Origin of the sequence: Pseudomonas sp. GD03903 (assembly GCF_029840045.1) — a bacterium.
Classification (GTDB): domain Bacteria; phylum Pseudomonadota; class Gammaproteobacteria; order Pseudomonadales; family Pseudomonadaceae; genus Pseudomonas; species Pseudomonas pseudonitroreducens.
In genome coordinates this window covers 90,057-107,814 of the sequence record NZ_JAOCBT010000010.1, presented here as the reverse complement: position 1 = coordinate 107,814, position 17,758 = coordinate 90,057, and the positions used below count along the sequence as shown (strand labels likewise).

Annotated in this window: 22 protein-coding genes; 11 read left to right on the top strand and 11 right to left on the bottom strand. The window is 64.2% G+C overall.

From position 1 onward, the window contains the following. The first annotated feature begins 11 nt into the window (after nt 1–11). Together N5C91_RS17760 and tldD are read left to right on the top strand one after the other, a co-directional pair. A complete protein-coding gene (locus N5C91_RS17760) occupies nt 12–860 on the top strand; it encodes a carbon-nitrogen hydrolase family protein (protein WP_279830906.1) in 849 nt (282 codons plus the stop codon). A 2-nt stretch (nt 861–862) separates the two neighbouring features. Then, nucleotides 863–2,305, top strand: a complete 1,443-nt coding sequence (tldD, locus tag N5C91_RS17755; RefSeq protein ID WP_236174402.1) for a metalloprotease TldD — start codon at nt 863–865, stop codon at nt 2,303–2,305. A gap of 40 nt (nt 2,306–2,345) precedes the next feature. On the opposite strand, the gene yjgA is transcribed toward tldD, so the two are convergent. After that, complete coding sequence (gene yjgA / locus N5C91_RS17750) at nt 2,346–2,870, bottom strand: ribosome biogenesis factor YjgA (protein WP_024766553.1); 525 nt, start codon at nt 2,868–2,870, stop codon at nt 2,346–2,348. A 116-nt stretch (nt 2,871–2,986) separates the two neighbouring features. Between yjgA and pmbA the strand changes: the two genes are divergently transcribed. The 6 genes from pmbA (at nt 2,987) to N5C91_RS17720 (ending at nt 8,306) form a co-directional block, all read left to right on the top strand. Next, nucleotides 2,987–4,336 (top strand): metalloprotease PmbA, encoded by a 1,350-nt coding sequence (gene pmbA / locus N5C91_RS17745; protein ID WP_054906628.1) that lies wholly within the window; start codon nt 2,987–2,989, stop codon nt 4,334–4,336. 148 nt (nt 4,337–4,484) lie between these two features. Continuing rightward, entirely contained in the window at nt 4,485–4,868 is a 384-nt protein-coding gene (locus N5C91_RS17740) for a FagA protein (RefSeq protein WP_236174403.1), read from the top strand. After that, entirely contained in the window at nt 4,861–6,252 is a 1,392-nt protein-coding gene (gene fumC / locus N5C91_RS17735) for a class II fumarate hydratase FumC (protein WP_279830904.1), read from the top strand. The genes N5C91_RS17740 and fumC overlap by 8 nt, the downstream gene beginning before the upstream one ends. A gap of 29 nt (nt 6,253–6,281) precedes the next feature. Further along, entirely contained in the window at nt 6,282–6,731 is a 450-nt protein-coding gene (locus tag N5C91_RS17730) for a DUF2753 domain-containing protein (RefSeq protein WP_236174405.1), read from the top strand. 32 nt (nt 6,732–6,763) lie between these two features. After that, nucleotides 6,764–7,390, top strand: coding sequence for a superoxide dismutase (locus tag N5C91_RS17725; RefSeq protein WP_279830901.1), 627 nt, complete (start codon nt 6,764–6,766; stop codon nt 7,388–7,390). Between the two features lie 16 nt (nt 7,391–7,406). Continuing rightward, entirely contained in the window at nt 7,407–8,306 is a 900-nt protein-coding gene (locus N5C91_RS17720) for a ZIP family metal transporter (protein ID WP_279830900.1), read from the top strand. A 16-nt stretch (nt 8,307–8,322) separates the two neighbouring features. Here the strand turns inward: N5C91_RS17720 and N5C91_RS17715 are convergent, their stop codons facing one another. The 10 genes from N5C91_RS17715 to N5C91_RS17670 all read right to left on the bottom strand — a co-directional run bounded on the left by N5C91_RS17715 (nt 8,323) and on the right by N5C91_RS17670 (nt 15,440). Then, nucleotides 8,323–8,595, bottom strand: coding sequence for an HPr family phosphocarrier protein (locus tag N5C91_RS17715; protein WP_184588989.1), 273 nt, complete (start codon nt 8,593–8,595; stop codon nt 8,323–8,325). A 34-nt stretch (nt 8,596–8,629) separates the two neighbouring features. Beyond that, nucleotides 8,630–9,487, bottom strand: coding sequence for an RNase adapter RapZ (gene rapZ, locus N5C91_RS17710; protein ID WP_279830899.1), 858 nt, complete (start codon nt 9,485–9,487; stop codon nt 8,630–8,632). A gap of 2 nt (nt 9,488–9,489) precedes the next feature. Then, complete coding sequence (gene ptsN, locus N5C91_RS17705; protein WP_037009823.1) at nt 9,490–9,957, bottom strand: PTS IIA-like nitrogen regulatory protein PtsN; 468 nt, start codon at nt 9,955–9,957, stop codon at nt 9,490–9,492. Nucleotides 9,958–9,966: 9 nt separating this feature from the next. Next, nucleotides 9,967–10,275, bottom strand: a complete 309-nt coding sequence (gene raiA, locus N5C91_RS17700) for a ribosome-associated translation inhibitor RaiA (RefSeq protein ID WP_017518151.1) — start codon at nt 10,273–10,275, stop codon at nt 9,967–9,969. Between the two features lie 78 nt (nt 10,276–10,353). Beyond that, nucleotides 10,354–11,856 (bottom strand): RNA polymerase factor sigma-54, encoded by a 1,503-nt coding sequence (locus N5C91_RS17695; RefSeq protein ID WP_236174409.1) that lies wholly within the window; start codon nt 11,854–11,856, stop codon nt 10,354–10,356. A 255-nt stretch (nt 11,857–12,111) separates the two neighbouring features. Continuing rightward, entirely contained in the window at nt 12,112–12,837 is a 726-nt protein-coding gene (gene lptB / locus N5C91_RS17690; RefSeq protein WP_236174410.1) for an LPS export ABC transporter ATP-binding protein, read from the bottom strand. Next, on the bottom strand, nt 12,837–13,373 hold the full coding sequence (lptA, locus tag N5C91_RS17685; protein WP_017518148.1) for a lipopolysaccharide transport periplasmic protein LptA: 537 nt from the start codon (nt 13,371–13,373) through the stop codon (nt 12,837–12,839). The genes lptB and lptA overlap by 1 nt, the downstream gene beginning before the upstream one ends. After that, on the bottom strand, nt 13,360–13,932 hold the full coding sequence (gene lptC, locus N5C91_RS17680) for an LPS export ABC transporter periplasmic protein LptC (protein ID WP_279830893.1): 573 nt from the start codon (nt 13,930–13,932) through the stop codon (nt 13,360–13,362). The genes lptA and lptC overlap by 14 nt, the downstream gene beginning before the upstream one ends. 8 nt (nt 13,933–13,940) lie before the next feature. Continuing rightward, on the bottom strand, nt 13,941–14,465 hold the full coding sequence (locus tag N5C91_RS17675; RefSeq protein ID WP_054906618.1) for an HAD family hydrolase: 525 nt from the start codon (nt 14,463–14,465) through the stop codon (nt 13,941–13,943). Further along, entirely contained in the window at nt 14,466–15,440 is a 975-nt protein-coding gene (locus N5C91_RS17670; protein WP_236174412.1) for a KpsF/GutQ family sugar-phosphate isomerase, read from the bottom strand. A 238-nt stretch (nt 15,441–15,678) separates the two neighbouring features. Between N5C91_RS17670 and N5C91_RS17665 the strand changes: the two genes are divergently transcribed. Genes N5C91_RS17665 through mlaD form a run of 3 tightly spaced genes read left to right on the top strand, consistent with a single transcriptional unit; the run spans nt 15,679 to nt 17,758 of the window. After that, nucleotides 15,679–16,488: an ATP-binding cassette domain-containing protein gene (locus N5C91_RS17665; RefSeq protein WP_088421221.1), complete on the top strand. Its 810-nt coding sequence runs from the start codon at nt 15,679–15,681 to the stop codon at nt 16,486–16,488. Next, nucleotides 16,488–17,285, top strand: coding sequence for a lipid asymmetry maintenance ABC transporter permease subunit MlaE (gene mlaE, locus N5C91_RS17660; RefSeq protein ID WP_024766539.1), 798 nt, complete (start codon nt 16,488–16,490; stop codon nt 17,283–17,285). The genes N5C91_RS17665 and mlaE overlap by 1 nt, the downstream gene beginning before the upstream one ends. Further along, nucleotides 17,285–17,758, top strand: a complete 474-nt coding sequence (mlaD, locus tag N5C91_RS17655) for an outer membrane lipid asymmetry maintenance protein MlaD (protein WP_045209590.1) — start codon at nt 17,285–17,287, stop codon at nt 17,756–17,758. The genes mlaE and mlaD overlap by 1 nt, the downstream gene beginning before the upstream one ends.

Sequence of the window (17,758 nt, the reverse complement as noted above, 5' to 3'; positions counted from 1 at the left end):
CGGAGCTGAGCATGTCCATCGCCGTCATCCAGATGGTCAGCCAGGACGATGTCCTGGCTAACCTCGCTGCCGCCCGTCGCCTGCTGGAGCAAGCTGCCAGCGGCGGCGCGCGTCTTGCCGTACTTCCGGAAAACTTCGCCGCCATGGGTCGCCGAGACCTGGCCGACATCGGTCGCGCCGAAGCCCTTGGTGAAGGCCCGATCCTGCCCTGGTTGAAAAGCACCGCCCGCGACCTCAGGTTGTGGATAGTCGCCGGCACCCTGCCGTTGCCGCCGGAGAACCAACCGGGAGCCAAGGCCAATGCCTGCTCGCTGCTGGTGGACGAGCACGGTGAAGTGGCGGCGCGCTACGACAAGCTGCACCTGTTCGACGTGGACGTTGCTGATGCCCGTGGTCGCTATCGCGAGTCGGACGACTACGCCTTCGGCCAGCGCGTGGTGGTGGCGGATACGCCGGTCGGACGACTGGGGCTGACGGTCTGCTACGACCTGCGCTTCCCCGAGCTTTACACCGCGCTGCGCGAAGCCGGCGCGGAGCTTATCAGTGCCCCCTCGGCATTCACCGCGGTGACTGGCGCAGCGCACTGGGAAATTCTCATCCGCGCCCGCGCCATCGAAACCCAGTGTTATCTGCTGGCGGCCGGGCAGGGCGGTACCCATCCCAAGGGCCGGGAAACCTGGGGGCAGTCGGCCATCGTCGACCCCTGGGGGCGTATCCTGGCCGAGCAGGCCAAGGGCGAGGCCGTGCTGCTGGCCGAACTCGATGGCGAGGAACAGGCGGCGGTCCGGCAGCGCATGCCGATTGCCCGGCACAGAAGATTTTTCCCGCCGGTCGAACCTCGACCGGCGCGTACGGAGTGAATATGAGCGAACTGTTGTCATCCGTCAGCCAGCACCTGCTGACCCCCGGTGGTCTGGATATCGACCAACTGTCGCCGATCCTGCACGAGCTGAGCGGTCCCGGCATCGACGCCGCCGACCTGTACTTCCAGAGCCAGGTTTCCGAGTCCTGGATGCTCGAGGACGGCATCGTCAAGGAAGGCAGCTTCCACATGGACCAGGGCGTGGGCGTGCGCGCGCAGTCCGGCGAGAAGACCGGCTTCGCCTACAGCAACGCGATCAACCATGAAGCGCTGATCCAGGCTGCCCGCGCTGCACGCTCGATCTCCCGAGCCGGGCAGAATGGCAAGGTGCAGGCCTTCAAGGCCGTGGTGCCGACTCGCCTGTATGCCGGCGAAAACCCGCTGGATGTGATGAGCCGCGCGGAGAAGGTCGAGCTGCTGCAGAAGATCGACGCCGCTACCCGCGCCCTCGATCCGCGCATCCAGCAGGTCACCGTCAGCCTCGCCGGTGTCTGGGACCAGGTGCTGATCGCCGCGGCGGACGGTTCGCTGGCCGCGGACATCCGCCCGCTGGTGCGTTTCAACGTCAGTGTCATCGTCGAGCAGAACGGCCGCCGCGAGCGCGGCGGTCATGGCGGTGGCGGTCGCACTGATTACAAGTACTTCCTGCAGGAAGACCGCGCCATGAGCTACGCCCGCGAGGCGCTGCGCCAGGCGCTGGTCAACCTGGAAGCGGTGCCTGCGCCGGCCGGAAGCCTGCCGGTGGTGATGGGCGCCGGCTGGTCCGGCGTGCTGCTGCACGAAGCCGTGGGCCACGGCCTGGAAGGCGACTTCAACCGCAAGGGCAGCTCGAACTACAGCGGGCGTATCGGTGAGAAGGTCGCGTCCAGCCTGTGCACCATCGTCGATGACGGCACCATCGCTGGTCGCCGCGGTTCGCTGTCGGTGGACGACGAAGGCACGCCGACCAACTGCAACGTGCTGATCGAGAACGGCATCCTCAAGGGTTACATGCAGGACAAGCTCAATGCCCGCCTGATGGGTGTGGCGCGCACCGGCAACGGCCGCCGCGAGTCCTACGCGCACCTGCCGATGCCGCGCATGACCAACACCTACATGCTGGCCGGGCAGAGCGATCCGCAGGAAATCATCGCCAGCGTCGAGCGCGGCATCTACTGCGCGAACCTCGGTGGCGGCCAGGTGGATATCACCAGCGGCAAGTTCGTCTTCGCCACCAGCGAGGCCTACCTGATCGAGAACGGCAAGATCACTCGCCCGGTGAAGGGCGCGACCCTGATCGGTAACGGCCCGGAAGTGATGAGCCGGGTGTCCATGGTCGGCAACGACCTGGCACTGGACAGCGGCGTGGGCACCTGCGGCAAGGACGGCCAGTCCGTGCCGGTCGGTGTCGGCCAGCCGACCCTGAAGATCGACGCGATCACCGTTGGCGGCACGGGCGCCTGAGGCCGTTGCCCGTGTGGCTTGGAGAGAGGGACGCGGCTGCTCAGCGCAGACCGCGTTTGAGCTCGTCCAGCTCGCGGATGTACTTGAAGATCTTCCGCGCCGCGGCCGGAGGCTTGTTGTGAGCGGCCTCGTGCTGGGCGTGGCGGATCAGCTGGAGCAGGTGCTGGCGGTCGCTTTCCGGGTATTCACCGAAGAACGCGGACAGCGCTGCGTCACCGCCGGTGATCAGGTGGTCGCGCCAGCGCTCCAGGGCGTGGAAGCGTTCGTTGTACTGGCGGGTCGAGGTATCTACCTGTTCCAGCAGGGCGAGGATGGCCTCGACGTCCTGGTCGCGCATCAGCTTGCCGATGAACTGCCGATGGCGTTTCTTGGCGGCGTTGGCCTTGTGCTTGGGTGCTTCTTCCAGCGCGCGGCGCAGCGGATCGGTGAGCGGCATGCGGTCGAGCATGTCGGCCTTGAGCGTGGTCAGGCGCTCGCCGAGTTCCTGCAGCGCGTGCATTTCGCGTTTTACTTGCGACTTGCTCTTCTCATCGAAGGACGAGTCGTCATCGTGAATTTCAGCCATGGCGGGGGTCTCTTTGAAAACGCCGCCATGATAACGAGTCAGGGGCCGCTTGTCCGGCCCGCGCCGGTTGCCGCCGCCTGATGGCGGGGCCGGAACATGAACAGGAGAGGCATGCAATGAGCGAACACAACCCGGCAGTGAGCCCGGAGGTCCTTCCCGAACTGCGCGAGCAGGTCGAGCGGATCATTGCCGAGGCTTCCCGGCAGGGCGCCAGCGCCTGCGAGGTGGCGGTGTCGGTGGAGCAGGGGCTGTCGACCTCGGTGCGCCAGGGTGAAGTCGAGACCGTCGAGTTCAACCGCGACCAGGGCTTCGGTATCACCCTCTACGTCGGCCAGCGCAAGGGCTCGGCGAGCACCTCGGCGACCGGCGCGGACGCTATTCGTGAAACCGTGGCAGCGGCGCTGGCGATTGCCAAGCATGCTTCCGAGGATGACTGCGCCGGCCTGGCGGACCCTGCGCTGATGGCACGGGACCTGCCGGACCTGGATCTCTACCACGGCTGGTCGATCACTCCCGACCAGGCCATCGAGCGCGCGCTGGCCTGCGAGGCTGCCGCGTTCGCCACCGACAAGCGCGTCACCAAGGCCGACGGCACCACGCTGAACACCCATCAGGGCTGCCGCGTCTACGGCAACAGCCATGGCTTCGTTGGCGGCTATGCCAGTACCCGCCACAGCCTGAGTTGCGTGATGATCGCCGAAGGCGAAGGGCAGATGCAGCGCGACTACTGGTATGACGTGAACCGCCGCGGTGAGCTGCTGGCGACTCCCGAATCCATCGGTCGCCGTGCCGCCGAGCGCGCCGCCAGCCGGCTCGGCGCGCGCCCGGTGCCGACCGCTGAAGTGCCGGTGCTGTTTGCCCCGGAAGTCGCGGTCGGCCTGTTCGGCCACTTCCTCGGTGCCATCTCCGGCGGCAGCCTGTACCGCAAGTCATCCTTCCTCGAAGGTGCGCTGGGCCAGCGGTTGTTCCCGGAATGGCTGACCCTGGACGAACGCCCGCTGCTGCGCGGCGCGCTGGGCAGTGCCTCGTTCGACAATGACGGCCTCGCCACCTATGCCAAACCCTTCGTCGAAGGCGGCGAGCTGGTTTCCTATGTGCTCGGCACCTACTCCGGGCGCAAGCTGGGCATGCCCAGCACGGCCAACTCCGGCGGCGTGCACAACCTGTTCGTCAGCCATGGCGACGAGGACCAGGCCGCCCTGATCCGCCGCATGGGCCGTGGCCTGCTGGTCACCGAGCTGATGGGGCAGGGCGTCAACCTGGTGACCGGCGATTACTCGCGCGGCGCCGGTGGCTATTGGGTGGAGAACGGTGAAATCCAGTTCCCGGTACAGGAAGTCACCATTGCCGCCAACCTGCGTGACCTGTTCCGCAACATCGTCGCCATCGGCAACGACGTCGAGTACCGCGGCAACCTGCACACCGGCTCCGTGCTCATTGAAAAAATGATGGTCGCCGGTAACTGATCCACCCGCCGCGGCCTTGCTGGCCGCGGCTTTCAGTCCTTCCCAAAGCCCTTCTCCAGACTAGCCGCCCAGCGCATTGCGTTCGGGCGGCTTGTTTTTTTGATTCTCGCAAACAATAATCAATCTCATTATCGATTGAGGGATTGCCATGTTTGTCGAGATCGACAGCTCGATCACCGACCGCTGGTACCGCCTGGGGACCCGCATCCGCTGCGCCCTGGAGCCGGATGAGCCGCGTCTGGTCGAACAGTACTTGTGCGAGGCGCGTTACCTGGCGGCCTGGGAGCCGGTGCCGGCCTGGCGCCTCTTCGAGAAGTGCTTCCAGTTGCTGCTCGACAGCAGCCGCGACATCGCATTGCCCTGGCACTGGCGGGTGCTCTGCCTGGATCACGCCTATCTCCCTCTACGCGAACTGCAACGCCTGGCGACCTCTACCGCTCAGCGCCAACGCCTGTGCCTGCTCGGCCGGCGGATGGCGCAGCAGGAGATGGCGCCTTCCCTGAAGCTGCAAGAAGGAATTGAGAATGACTGACAGCCGTATCGAACGCGACAGCATGGGCGAACTGGAGGTGCCGGCTGCGGCGCTCTACGGGGCCCAGACGCAGCGGGCGGTGAACAACTTCCCGGTGAGCGGCCAGCGCATGCCGCGTCCGTTCATCCGCGCGCTGCTGCTGGCCAAGGCCGCCGCGGCACGGGCGAATGTCAGCCTGGAACAGCTGGACGCGGAAACCGGCGCCGCCATCGTTGCCGCCTGCGAGGAATTGCTGGCCGGCGACCTGCAGCAGCACTTCCCGGTGGATGTGTTCCAGACCGGCTCGGGCACCAGTTCGAACATGAACGCCAACGAAGTGGTCGCGACGCTTGCCAGCCGCCGCCTGGGCAAGCCGGTCAACGCCAACGACCAGGTCAACTGCGGGCAGAGCAGCAACGACATCATCCCCTCGACCATCCACATCAGTGCGGCGCTGGAGATCCACCAGCACTTGTTGCCGGCGCTGGACCACCTGCATGCAACCCTGGAGAAGAAGGCCAGGGCCGTGCACCAGCATGTGAAGACCGGACGCACTCACCTGATGGACGCCATGCCGGTGCGCCTGAGTCAGGTGCTTGGCGGTTGGGCGCAGCAGGTACGCCAGGCCTCGCAGGGCATCGAGGGGCAACTGCCGGCGCTGCAGCAGCTTGCTCAGGGTGGCACCGCCGTTGGCACTGGAGTGAATGCGCATCCACAGTTCTCCGCGCGCTTCTGCGAGGAACTCAATGGTCTGACCGGGCTGGTGTTCCGTCCCGGCGATGACTTCTTCGCGCTGATCGGCGCCCAGGACATTGCCGTGGCCACCTCCGGCCAGCTCAAGGCCCTGGCCGTGGCGCTGATGAAGATCGCCAACGACCTGCGCTGGATGAACTCCGGCCCGCTCGCCGGCCTCGCCGAGATCGAGCTCGAAGCGTTGCAGCCGGGTTCGTCGATCATGCCGGGCAAGGTCAACCCGGTCATTCCCGAAGCCACCGCGATGGTTGCCGCCCAGGTCATGGGCAACGACACCACCATCGCCGTCGCTGGCCAGTCCGGCAATTTCGAGTTGAACGTGATGCTGCCGGTGATCGCCGACAACCTGCTGCACAGCATCCATCTACTGGCCAACGTCAGCCGCCTGCTCGCCGACAAGGCCATTGCCAGCTTCAAGGTCAACGAAGCGAGCCTGCGCGAGGCGCTGTCGCGCAACCCGATCCTGGTCACCGCGCTGAACCCGATCATCGGCTACCAGAAGGCCGCGGAGATCGCCAAGCAGGCCTACCGCGAAGGCCGGCCGATCATCGACGTTGCGCTTGAAAGCTCTGATTTGAAAGGGACTGACCTGGACCGTGCCCGCCTTGAGCAACTGCTCGATCCCGAGAAGCTCACCGCCGGCGGACTCTGAGTCCGCCCCACCCACTGGAGGAACCTGCCATGCGCCATTGGCAACGCACCATCGAACTGGGCAACCGCTGCTTCATTCGCAACGAGTTGATCGATGCCCGTGAGCACTACCTCCACGCCCTGGCGCTGGCGCAGGTGCTGCTGGATCGCTGGCATGACGCCGAGGAAGCGGTGATGGCCTTCGTCATCTCGCACCACAACCTCGGCGACCTGCACCTGCAACTGGGCCAACCAGAGGAAACCGCCGAGTACCTGTGCGCCTGCCACGAGCGCCTGCTGGTGCTGGGCGAGGACCTGCGCAAATGCTCGGATCTGCGCGCGGCCGCGGTGCAGCACAGCCGTCGTACCTACGTCGAACTGCTCAACTTCATCGGCGAGCACGGTACCTATCCGCGCACCCAGCGCCTGCTGCGCCGTCAAGGCGCGGTCGAGTTGCGCCCGGGGCTGTTCACCGCCGTTCAATCGATGCGTTATCACTGAGTCGATGCGCTACCACTGAAGAAGGTTTGAAAATGCCCCACGTCCTGCCCGCCTTGCCCTACGCCTACGATGCGCTGGAGCCGCACATCGACGCGCAGACCATGGAAATCCATCACAGCAAGCACCACCAGACCTACATCAACAACCTCAATGCGGCGCTGGAAGGCACCGAGTTCGCCGAGGTTGCGGTGGAGGAACTGCTGCAGCAACTCGACCGCCTGCCCGATGCCCTGCGCGGCCCGGTGATCAACAACGGCGGCGGCCACGCTAACCATTCACTGTTCTGGACCGTGATGGCGCCGGATGGTGGCGGCCAGCCGCAGGAAGAGCTGCACCAGGCCATCGATGCCGAACTGGGTGGCTACGACGCTTTCTGCCAGGCATTCACCAAAGCCGCCCTGACCCGCTTTGGCAGTGGCTGGGCATGGTTGTGCGTTGATCCGCAAGGCAGGCTGGTCGTTGAAAGCAGCGGCAACCAGGACAGTCCGCTGATGCAGGGCAATCTGCCGATCCTCGGCCTGGATGTCTGGGAGCATGCGTACTACCTGCGCTACCAGAATCGCCGGCCGGAATACATTGCAGCTTTCTACAACGTCGTGGCCTGGCCGGAAGTACTGCGCCGCTACCGGCAGGCGTTGCAGGCACGAGGGCAGGGATGAAAGCGGTGGACCTGCGATGCGCCTGATCGTCCAGAGCTTGCGTGAAAGCGGTGGGCGCAATCTGCGCTGGCTACTGGGGCTGGGCATCGTCCTGGGGGGCGGCGTGCTGGTGGCGCAGCATCTGATGCTGCTGGCAAGGCTGTCGCTGTCTGCACCCATGTACCTGGCCCTGCACGGCGGCATGCTCTGCGCGCTCGGCACCGCTCTGGGCGCGCTTCCCGTGCTGCTGGTACGTAGCATGCCGGCGCGTATCGCCGATGCGATGCTCGGCTTTGGCGCCGGGGTGATGCTGGCCGCTACCGCCTTCTCGCTGCTGTTGCCTGCACTGGAAGCCGCCGAAGTTTCCGGCCGGCCGACCTGGTTGGCGTCACTGCTGGTCAGCCTCGGCCTGGCGCTGGGCGCATTCGGCCTGGCGGTGTTCGGTCGGGTGCTCGAAGACGCGCAAGCGAACATTCAGGGGGCGGCCGAAGGCAAGGTGCCCGCACGCATCCTGCTGTTCGTCGCCGCCATTGTCCTGCACAACATTCCCGAAGGCATGGCCGTAGGCGTTGCGGCTGGCGGGGAGGTGCAGGGCGCCAGCGGCTTGGCGCTGGGCATAGCCCTGCAGGACGTACCCGAGGGGTTGGCCATTGCGCTGGTACTGGCAGGGGCGGGTGTGTCTCGCGGCAAGGCGGCGTTGGCGGGGGCTGCTTCCGGGCTGGTCGAGCCGCTGTTCGCCGTGCTCTGCGCCTGGCTGATCGGGATTTCGCGAATGTTCCTGCCCTGGGGGCTGGCCGCGGCGGCGGGGGCGATGCTCTATGTGGTGGTGCGCGAGATCATTCCCGAGTCCCAGCGTCGCGGGCATGCGGCGCAGGCCACACAGGGGCTGATCATCGGCTTCTGTCTGATGATGGTGCTGGATACGTCGCTGGGCTGATCGAAGGCCCGGCGCGTCACTCGCCTTCGTCGAAGTAGTTGTTGATCAGCTCGACCAGCGCCTTGAGCGCTTCGTCTTCCTGCTCGCCTTCGGCAGCGAGGTGCAGATTGGTGCCCTTGCCGGCGGCGAGCATCATTACCGCCATGATGCTCTTGCCGTCCACTGTGCTCTCCGGGTTGCGACCTACGCGAACCTGGCAGGGGAATCGCCCTGCAACGCCGACGAATTTGGCAGCCGCACGTGCGTGCAGGCCAAGTTTGTTGATGATGGTGACTTCGAGGGCGGGCATCGCGAGGGGCTGTCCTTTTGTTGTCTGTCGCTGCTTAGCTCAGGTCGCGGTGGCGAATCTGTACGTTGGTGAGGGTTTCCTTGAGGGCCTGACCAATGCGCTCGGCAATATAGGTCGAGCGGTGCTGGCCGCCAGTGCAGCCGATGGCGATGGTCACATAGGCCCGGTTGCTCGCGGCAAAGCGCGGCAGCCATTTGTTCAGGTAGGCGAGAATATCCTGGTACATCTCCTCGACATCCGGTTGCGCCGCCAGGTACTCCTGGACTTCCGTTTCCAGCCCGGTGTGGTCGCGCAACTCGGGCTTCCAGTACGGGTTGGGCAGGCAGCGCACGTCGAACACCAGGTCCGCGTCCACCGGCATGCCGCGCTTGAAGCCGAAGGATTCGACCAGGAAGGCGGTGCCCAGTTCGGGCTTGTTCAGCAGGCGCAGCTTGAGCACGTCGCGCAGCTGGTAGAGGTTCAGGTTGGTGGTGTTGAGCTTGAGGTCCGCCAGATCGGCAATCGGTGCCAGCAGGTTCGACTCGTCGCTGATGGCCTCGGCCAGGGAGCGGGTGTCGGTGGTCAGCGGGTGACGTCGACGGGTCTCGGAGAAACGTTTGAGCAGGGTTTCATCATCGGCATCGAGGTACAGCACATCGCACTGGATGTGCTTTTCACGCGCCTCCTGCAGCAGCTCGGGGAAGCGTTGCAACTGGCTGGGCAGGTTGCGCGCATCGATGGAGACGGCGACCTGGGGGTGCAGCAGCTCGGTATGCAGCAGCGCGCGCTGGGCCAGGTCCGGCAGGAGGCTGGCCGGCAGGTTGTCGATGCAGTAGAAGCCGTTGTCCTCGAGCACGTTGAGCGCGGTGCTCTTGCCCGAGCCGGATCTCCCACTGATGATGATCAGGCGCATGCTCAGTGCCCGTTGTTCTGGAAATCCACGACGATCCGGTACAGGTCCTCGCCGTTGGCGGCGTGACGCAGGCGGTCGCGGACGTCGGAGCGGTCGAGCATGGAAGCGATCTGCCGAAGCAGTTCCAGGTGCTCCTCGGTGGCTGCTTCAGGCACCAGCAGCACGAACACCAGGTCAACCGGCGCGCCGTCGAGGGCGTCAAAATCTACCGGGTGGTCAAGGTGCAGGATGGCACTGATGGGCGACTGGCAGCCGGGGAGGCGGCAATGCGGAATGGCGATGCCATTGCCGAAGCCGGTGGAGCCCAGGCGTTCCCGGGCCACCAGGCTGTCGAAGATGTCTTGGGAATCGAAACCCGGCAGCTCGCGAGCCACCAGGTTGGCGATTTGTTCGAGGACACGTTTCTTGCTGCCGCCCGGCACGTTCACGAGGGAACGGCCGGGGGTCAGGATTTGCTCAAGTCGGATCATAGAGAGGGGTTAACGAACACCAACACCTTGCTGGCGTTCGAGGTATTTTTCCTTGTGCTTGATCAGTTGGCGGTCGAGCTTGTCGGTGAGCAGGTCGATGGCCGCGTACATGTCTTCATGTTCGGCGCAGGCCACCACTTCGCCACCGGCGATGTGGAGGGTGGCTTCAATTTTCTGCTTCAGCTTCTCGACCTCCATGATGACCTGAACATTGGTGATCTTGTCGAAGTGGCGCTCCAGTCGGCCAAGTTTCTCGCCGACATAGTCGCGCAGGGCGTCGGTCACATCCAGTTGATGTCCACTGATGTTGACTTGCATACCGCTTTCTCCTTGTTGCCCGTGTGTAAGTGGCAGGTTATGAGGCCTGCCGCCGGAACACCTTGGCGTGGATCAACGTCACACCAGCCGCTTGCGCTCGCTCGAGGGAGAGATCCCTAGGGACTCCCGGTACTTGGCGACGGTACGACGTGCCACTTGAATGCCCTGTGCCTCCAGTAAACCAGCGATCTTGCTGTCACTCAATGGCTTTTTCGGACTTTCCGCCGCGACCAGTTTCTTGATGATGGCGCGGATCGCGGTGGACGAGCATTCGCCGCCTTCGGAGGTGCTGACGTGACTTGAGAAGAAATATTTCAGCTCGAAGATGCCGCGCGGCGTGTGCATGAATTTCTGCGTGGTGACGCGAGAGATGGTCGATTCGTGCATGCCCACGGCTTCCGCGATGTCGTGCAGGACCAGTGGTTTCATCGCTTCCTCGCCGTATTCGAGGAAGCCGCGCTGGTGCTCGACGATCTGCGTCGAGACCTTCATCAGCGTCTCGTTGCGGCTCTGCAGGCTCTTGATGAACCAGCGTGCTTCCTGCAGCTGGTTGCGCATGAAGGTGTTGTCGGCGCTGGAGTCGGCGCGGCGCACCAGGCCTGCGTACTGCGAGTTGACGCGCAGGCGGGGGACCGCTTCCTGGTTCAGTTCGACCAGCCAGCGGTCATTGTGTTTGCGCACGATGACATCCGGGACCACGTACTCCGCTTCGCCGGATTCGATCTGCGAGCCCGGGCGCGGGTGCAGCGACTGGATCAGCTCGATGGTTTCGCGCAGCTCGTCTTCCTTGAGCTTCATGCGGCGCATCAGTTGGCTGTAATCGCGGCTGCCGAGCAGGTCCAGGTGGTCACTGACCAGGCGGATGGCTTCGCTGAGCAGGTAGGTCTTGGTGGGCATCTGGCGCAGTTGCAGCAGCAGGCATTCGCGCAGGTTGCGCGCGCCGACACCGGCGGGTTCGAGCTGCTGCACACGGCGCAGTACGACTTCCACTTCATCCATCTCCAGACCCAGTTCGGGGTCGATGGAGGCGAGGATGTCATCTAGGGATTCTTCGAGGTAACCGTCGTCGTTGATGCCGTCGATGATGCTCAGGGCGATCAGGCGGTCGGTATCGGACATGGGGGCCAGGTTGAGCTGCCACAGTAGGTGGCTCTGCAGGCTCTCGCCGGCGGAGGTGCGAGAGGTGAAGTCCCACTCGTCGTCATCGTTGCTGGGCAGGCTGCTGGCGCTGGTCTGGTAGATGTCTTCCCAGGCGGTGTCGACCGGCAGTTCATTGGGGATGCGCTCGGCCCACTGGTCTTCGTCGAGGCTGTCGACGTTGGGCGTGGTGCTTTCCTGGAAATTGTCCTGAGAGTTGCTGCTGGCGCCGTTGGCTCCCGACTCGGCACCGTCCGCCATGGGGTCGCTGTTATCGTAGTCCTCGCCTTCTTCCTGGCGCTCCAGCATCGGGTTGGACTCCAGGGCTTCCTGGATTTCCTGTTGGAGGTCCAGCGTGGAGAGCTGGAGCAGTCGGATGGCCTGTTGCAGCTGCGGAGTCATCGTCAGCTGCTGGCCCATCTTGAGGACTAGCGATGGTTTCATGGCTGGAACTAGGCACCTTGTTCGCTGGCGCAAAGCGCGCCATATCCACGACTACGGACACCGGGGTGCCGCGAGGAAGCAAATTATATGCCTGAGTTTGGACGCTTTGCCTAGGGCCTGTCGACCTTTCGTTACAACCCGGTTGCGCCGGGCTGGTCCGGGCAGCCGGATACGGCGCGGAACGGCCGTCGAGCCGCACCACGCGCAGGGAGAATATGGGGGCTGCGGCGCCCCGGTTGGTCGCGGCGAAGGGCTTTAGAGGCGGAACTCGTGGCCCAGGTAGACTTCCTTCACCAGATCGTTGGCGAGGATGCTCTCGGCGCTGCCTTCGGCGATCAGCTGACCGTCGTTGACGATGTATGCCGTTTCGCAGATGTCCAGGGTCTCGCGGACGTTGTGGTCGGTGATCAGTACGCCGATGCCCTTGGCCTTGAGGTGATGGATGATCTGCTTGATGTCGCCCACGGAGATCGGGTCGACGCCGGCGAAGGGTTCGTCCAGCAGGATGAATTTCGGCGAACTGGCCAGTGCGCGGGCGATTTCCACGCGGCGGCGCTCACCGCCGGACAGACTCATGCCGAGGTTGTCGCGGATGTGGTGGATATGGAACTCCTCAAGCAGGCCTTCCAGGGCTTCCTGGCGGCCGGCGCGGTCGAGGTCGGCGCGGGTCTCGAGGATCGCACCGATGTTGTCCGCCACTGACAGCTTGCGGAAGATCGAGGCTTCCTGCGGCAGGTAGCCGATGCCGGCGCGCGCACGGCCGTGCATGGGCAGGTGAGTGACGTCCTGCTCGTCGATGCGCACGACACCCTGATCGGCGCGGACCAGGCCGACGATCATGTAGAAGCAGGTGGTCTTGCCCGCTCCGTTGGGGCCGAGCAGGCCGACGATCTGCCCGCTTTCGATGCTCATGCTGACATCGCGGACGACTTGCCGGCTCTTGTAGCTCTTGGCGAGGTGCTGGGCGGTTAGCGTAGCCATTACTGCGCTTGATCCTGCTTTTTCTTGGGCTGGATGACCATGTCGATACGCGGGCGCGGTGTGGTCACCTGGGAGCCGGTGGCGCGGCCTGCGTTGACGATCTGGCGCTGGGTGTCATAGACGATCTTCTCGCCTTCGAAGGTGTTGCCTTCCTGGATGACCTTGGCCTGGTCGATCAGCACGACCCGGTTCTGCGAGACGAAGTACTGGATCGTCAGGCCGTAGGCCTGGGTGATCTGCTTGTCCGGAGCCGGCTTCTGCTCGAAGTAGGCGGGCTTGCCGACCGAGGTGACGACTTCGATTTCGCCGTCCTTGTTCTGCTTGAGCGTAACGGTATTGCCAGTCAGCTTCATGCTGCCCTGGGTTACCACCACGTCGCCGCGATACACGGCCACGCCCTGCTTGTCATCCAGTTCGGCGCTGTCGGCCTGAACGCGGATCGGCTGTTCCCGGTCGGTGGGAAGAGCCCAGGCGGCAGAGCTGCCGATGGCGGCGGCGAGGCTGAAGAGAAGGGGGAGGGTGTTAACGAGCCTCATGCTGACCTCTTACGTTGGACAGCAGGAGCATCCGGCTGTCTTTCAGATACGCTTTCATGCCAACTGCCGTGGTCACACCGTTGGGTTCGGTGATCTTCACGGGCTGGTCAGTCTGCGCATAGTCCTTGTCTGGGAACACCGTCATGCGCGAGGTGTTGAGCAGGAGCGTGCGTTGCTGCGCGTCAGTGCGCGAAACGCGCACGTCGTCGATCAGCTCGACCTGCTTGCCTTCGGGGGCCACTTCGGCGCGAACGCTCTGGACATGCCACGGCTGAGGCTCGTTCTCCCGGTGGAAGAAGAGGTCGGGCGTGGTGACCAGGGTCACGTCGGTTGCTTTCAGGTGTTCGAGTTTGTCGGCGGTCATCTCGTAGGCGAGGGAACCGTCGGCGCGGTATTGAATGCTCTTGGCATTCACCACGTAGAAGTCGACAGCGTCGCTGGTCTGCGACTTGAGTTGCCGCTCGTTGAAGTCCAGGCGCACGTTCCAGTAATAGCCGAGGGCGATCAGCAGGATGGCGATCAGGGCGAGCAACAGCTTCTGTTGGAGTGTCTTGGGCATGTTCGGCTCTAGAGGTACGCGTTCTGGGCAGCTTCGAGGTTGCCCTGGGCGCGCAGGATCAGTTCGCAGAACTCGCGGGCGGCGCCTTCACCGCCACGGGCCTGGGTTACGCCGTCGGCATGCTGGCGCACGAAGGCGTCGCCGCTGGCGACAGCCATGCCCAGACCGGCGCGGCGGATGGCCGGCAGATCGGGCAGATCGTCGCCCAGATACGCGACTTCTTCATAGCCTAGACCCAGTTCGGCGAGCAACTCGTCGAGGGCGACCAGCTTGTCTTCGCGGCCCTGGAACAGATGATTGATACCCAGGTTCTTCGCTCGGCGCTCGACCACCGGGCTCGAGCGGCCGGTAATGATTGCCGTGCGCACGCCGGAATTCATCAGCATCTTGATGCCCTGGCCGTCCAGGGTATTGAAGGTCTTGAACTCGCCACCGTCGGGCAGGAAGTAGAGTTTGCCGTCGGTGAGCACGCCATCGACGTCGAACACCGCCAGGCGGACCGCTTTCGCGCGTTGCAGCAGGTCGGCAGTCATTCAGATGACTCCTGCGCGGGTCAGGTCGTGGACGTGCAGTACGCCGACCGGATGATCCTTGTCGTCGACCACCACCAGAACGTTGATCTTGTGGTCGTCCATGATCTTCAGGGCTTCGGCGGCGAGCATGTCCGGGCGGGCGGTCTTGCCGTGCACCGTCATCACCTGGTCGATGGTCACCTGGCGCACGTCCAGGCCCTTGTCCAGGGTGCGGCGCAGGTCGCCGTCGGTGAACACGCCGGCGAGCTTGCCGTCTTCGCCGAGGATGACGGTCATGCCCAGGCCCTTGCGGGTCATTTCCAGCAGGGCGCCGCTGAGCGAAGTGCCGGGGGAAACCTGCGGCAATGCTTCACCCACGTGCATGATGTTTTCCACTTTCAGCAACAATCGACGGCCCAGTGCGCCGCCCGGATGCGAGAAAGCGAAGTCCTCCGCGGTGAAGCCGCGGGCTTCCAGCAGGGCGATGGCAAGTGCGTCGCCGATCACCAGGGAAACCGTGGTGGAGGAGGTGGGGGCCAGGTTCAGCGAGCAGGCTTCGTGCTCGACGCTGGCATCCAGGTTGACCGCGGCGGCCTTGGCCAGCGGCGACTCGGCATTGCCGGTCATGCTGACCAGGGTGATGCCCAGGCGCTTGATCAGTGGCAGCAGGGTGACGATTTCAGCGGTGGAGCCGGAGTTGGACAGGGCCAGGACGACGTCGTCCTTGGTGATCATGCCCATGTCGCCGTGGCTGGCCTCGGCCGGGTGCACGAAAAAGGACGGCGTACCGGTGCTGGCCAGAGTGGCAGCGATCTTGCGGGCGATGTGCCCGGACTTGCCCATGCCGACCACGACGACGCGGCCCTTGCAGTTCAGCAGCAGCTCGCAGGCCAGGGAGAAATCGTCGCCAATGCGCGGCAGCAAAGCGTCGACCGAGTCACGCTCGAGGCGGATGGTACGTTGTGCCGACTGGATGAAATCGTGTTTCTGGCTCATGTTCGAAAGGCGCGGGGCAAAATGAAGTGCGAGATTATAACGGGAAAGCGACAAAGGCTTCATCACTGGCATCTCAATGTTGAGCGCATTTTGCTGAACTGTGCCTTAACGGCGGCTTAGCAGCCCTTGGGGCGCGGCTTCGCGCGGTGTTATAGTTCGCGGCCGTTCGGCCTGCCGCGCCGTGTTTCTGCCATGTGACAGACGGGGCAACGGACAGCGCCGTGATGAAAGGAGTTCTATGAGCACCAATGACCAATACGCGGTCGAGTTGAAGGGCCTGAGCTTCAAGCGTGGCACGCGTAAGATTTTCGATAACGTGGACATCCGCATTCCACGCGGCAAGGTCACCGGGATCATGGGGCCGTCGGGGTGTGGCAAGACCACTCTGCTGCGACTGATCGCCGCCCAGCTGCGCCCGGCGAGCGGCGAGGTGTGGGTCAACGGCCAGAACCTCCCGACGCTCGGGCGCAGCGACCTGTTCGACATGCGCAAGCAGTTCGGCGTGCTGTTCCAGAGCGGCGCGCTGTTCACCGACCTCGATGTCTTCGAGAACGTGGCCTTCCCGCTGCGCGTGCACACCGAGCTGCCCGAGGAGATGATCCGCGACATCGTCCTGATGAAGTTGCAGGCTGTGGGCCTGCGCGGAGCGGTGGAGCTGATGCCGGACGAGCTGTCCGGCGGCATGAAGCGCCGCGTGGCGCTGGCCCGCGCGATCGCGCTGGACCCGCAGATCCTGATGTACGACGAGCCCTTCGTGGGCCAGGACCCGATCGCCATGGGCGTGTTGGTGCGCCTGATCCGCCTGCTCAACGATGCGCTGGGCATCACCTCCATCGTGGTGTCCCACGACCTGGCGGAAACCGCCAGCATCGCCGACTACATCTATATCGTCGGGGACGGCCGGGTGCTCGGCCACGGAACGCCGGCCGACCTGCAGGGTCTTGATGATCCGCGGGTACGCCAGTTCATGAAGGGCATCCCGGATGGTCCGGTGCCGTTCCATTACCCTGCTCGCGATTACCGCGCCGACCTGCTGGGAGAACGTTGATGCGCAAGACTTCATCGCTCGAGCGAGTGCGCCTGCTCGGGCGTGCGGGCCTCGATGTCCTCGAGTCGCTCGGCCGTTCGAGCCTGTTCCTGGTGCATGCTATCTTCGGCCGCCGGGTGCACAGCGGCGCCTTCCAGTTGCTGGTCAAGCAGCTGTATTCGGTAGGTGTGCTGTCCCTGGCGATCATCGTCGTCTCCGGCCTGTTCATTGGCATGGTGCTGGCCCTGCAGGGCTACAACATCCTGGCGAGCTACGGTTCCGAGCAGGCGGTTGGGCAGATGGTTGCGCTGACCCTGTTGCGTGAACTGGGCCCGGTAGTGACCGGGCTGCTGTTCGCAGGGCGTGCCGGGTCCGCGCTGACTGCCGAGATCGGCAACATGAAATCCACCGAGCAACTGTCCAGCCTGGAGATGATCGGCGTCGATCCGCTGAAGTACATCATCGCTCCGCGCCTGTGGGCCGGCTTCATCTCGATGCCGCTGCTGGCGGCGATCTTCAGTGTCGTCGGCATCTGGGGCGGTGCCCTGGTCGCTGTGGACTGGCTGGGTGTCTACGATGGTTCGTATTGGTCGAACATGCAGAACAGCGTGCAGTTCACCAAGGACATCCTCAATGGCGTGATCAAGAGTGTGGTGTTCGCCTTCGTCGTGACCTGGATCGCCGTGTTCCAGGGCTATGACTGCGAGCCCACCTCCGAAGGGATCAGCCGCGCCACCACCCGTACCGTTGTGTATGCCTCCCTGGCCGTGCTGGGGTTGGACTTCATCCTGACCGCCTTGATGTTTGGAGACTTCTGATGCAAACCCGCACCCTGGAAATCGGTGTAGGCCTGTTCATTCTGGCCGGCCTGCTGGCCCTGCTGCTGCTGGCCCTGCGTGTCAGCGGACTGACCATCGGCAATTCGGGCGATACCTACAAGCTGTATGCCTACTTCGACAACATCGCCGGCGTGACCGTGCGCGGCAAGGTCACCATGGCAGGCGTCACCATCGGCAAGGTCACTGCGGTGGACCTGGACCATGACAGCTATCGTGGTCGTGTGACCATGGAGATCAATCGCCAGGTCAACAACCTCCCGGACGACTCTACCGCCTCCATCCTGACTGCCGGCCTGCTGGGCGAGAAGTACATCGGTATCAGCGTCGGTGGTGACGAAGAGCTGCTGAAGGAAGGCGATACCATCAAGGACACCCAGTCGGCACTCGTGCTGGAAGACCTGATCGGCAAGTTCCTGCTGAATTCGGTCAACAAAGACGACTCGAAGAAATGA

Bases quoted from the DNA above. Each gene is read 5' to 3' on its own strand.
- N5C91_RS17695 (WP_236174409.1), bottom strand. From the start codon at position 11,856: ATGAAACCATCGCTAGTCCTCAAGATGGGCCAGCAGCTGACGATGACT.
- yjgA (WP_024766553.1), bottom strand. From the start codon at position 2,870: ATGGCTGAAATTCACGATGACGACTCGTCCTTCGATGAGAAGAGCAAG.
- N5C91_RS17715 (WP_184588989.1), bottom strand. From the start codon at position 8,595: ATGCCCGCCCTCGAAGTCACCATCATCAACAAACTTGGCCTGCACGCA.
- rapZ (WP_279830899.1), bottom strand. From the start codon at position 9,487: ATGCGCCTGATCATCATCAGTGGGAGATCCGGCTCGGGCAAGAGCACC.
- mlaE (WP_024766539.1), top strand. From the start codon at position 16,488: ATGCGCAAGACTTCATCGCTCGAGCGAGTGCGCCTGCTCGGGCGTGCG.
- pmbA (WP_054906628.1), top strand. From the start codon at position 2,987: ATGAGCGAACACAACCCGGCAGTGAGCCCGGAGGTCCTTCCCGAACTG.
- lptA (WP_017518148.1), bottom strand. From the start codon at position 13,373: ATGAGGCTCGTTAACACCCTCCCCCTTCTCTTCAGCCTCGCCGCCGCC.
- N5C91_RS17720 (WP_279830900.1), top strand. From the start codon at position 7,407: ATGCGCCTGATCGTCCAGAGCTTGCGTGAAAGCGGTGGGCGCAATCTG.
- raiA (WP_017518151.1), bottom strand. From the start codon at position 10,275: ATGCAAGTCAACATCAGTGGACATCAACTGGATGTGACCGACGCCCTG.
- N5C91_RS17675 (WP_054906618.1), bottom strand. From the start codon at position 14,465: ATGACTGCCGACCTGCTGCAACGCGCGAAAGCGGTCCGCCTGGCGGTG.
- lptC (WP_279830893.1), bottom strand. From the start codon at position 13,932: ATGCCCAAGACACTCCAACAGAAGCTGTTGCTCGCCCTGATCGCCATC.
- N5C91_RS17730 (WP_236174405.1), top strand. From the start codon at position 6,282: ATGCGCCATTGGCAACGCACCATCGAACTGGGCAACCGCTGCTTCATT.
- mlaD (WP_045209590.1), top strand. From the start codon at position 17,285: ATGCAAACCCGCACCCTGGAAATCGGTGTAGGCCTGTTCATTCTGGCC.
- ptsN (WP_037009823.1), bottom strand. From the start codon at position 9,957: ATGATCCGACTTGAGCAAATCCTGACCCCCGGCCGTTCCCTCGTGAAC.
- N5C91_RS17670 (WP_236174412.1), bottom strand. From the start codon at position 15,440: ATGAGCCAGAAACACGATTTCATCCAGTCGGCACAACGTACCATCCGC.
- fumC (WP_279830904.1), top strand. From the start codon at position 4,861: ATGACTGACAGCCGTATCGAACGCGACAGCATGGGCGAACTGGAGGTG.
- tldD (WP_236174402.1), top strand. From the start codon at position 863: ATGAGCGAACTGTTGTCATCCGTCAGCCAGCACCTGCTGACCCCCGGT.
- N5C91_RS17760 (WP_279830906.1), top strand. From the start codon at position 12: ATGTCCATCGCCGTCATCCAGATGGTCAGCCAGGACGATGTCCTGGCT.
- N5C91_RS17740 (WP_236174403.1), top strand. From the start codon at position 4,485: ATGTTTGTCGAGATCGACAGCTCGATCACCGACCGCTGGTACCGCCTG.
- N5C91_RS17725 (WP_279830901.1), top strand. From the start codon at position 6,764: ATGCCCCACGTCCTGCCCGCCTTGCCCTACGCCTACGATGCGCTGGAG.
- lptB (WP_236174410.1), bottom strand. From the start codon at position 12,837: ATGGCTACGCTAACCGCCCAGCACCTCGCCAAGAGCTACAAGAGCCGG.
- N5C91_RS17665 (WP_088421221.1), top strand. From the start codon at position 15,679: ATGAGCACCAATGACCAATACGCGGTCGAGTTGAAGGGCCTGAGCTTC.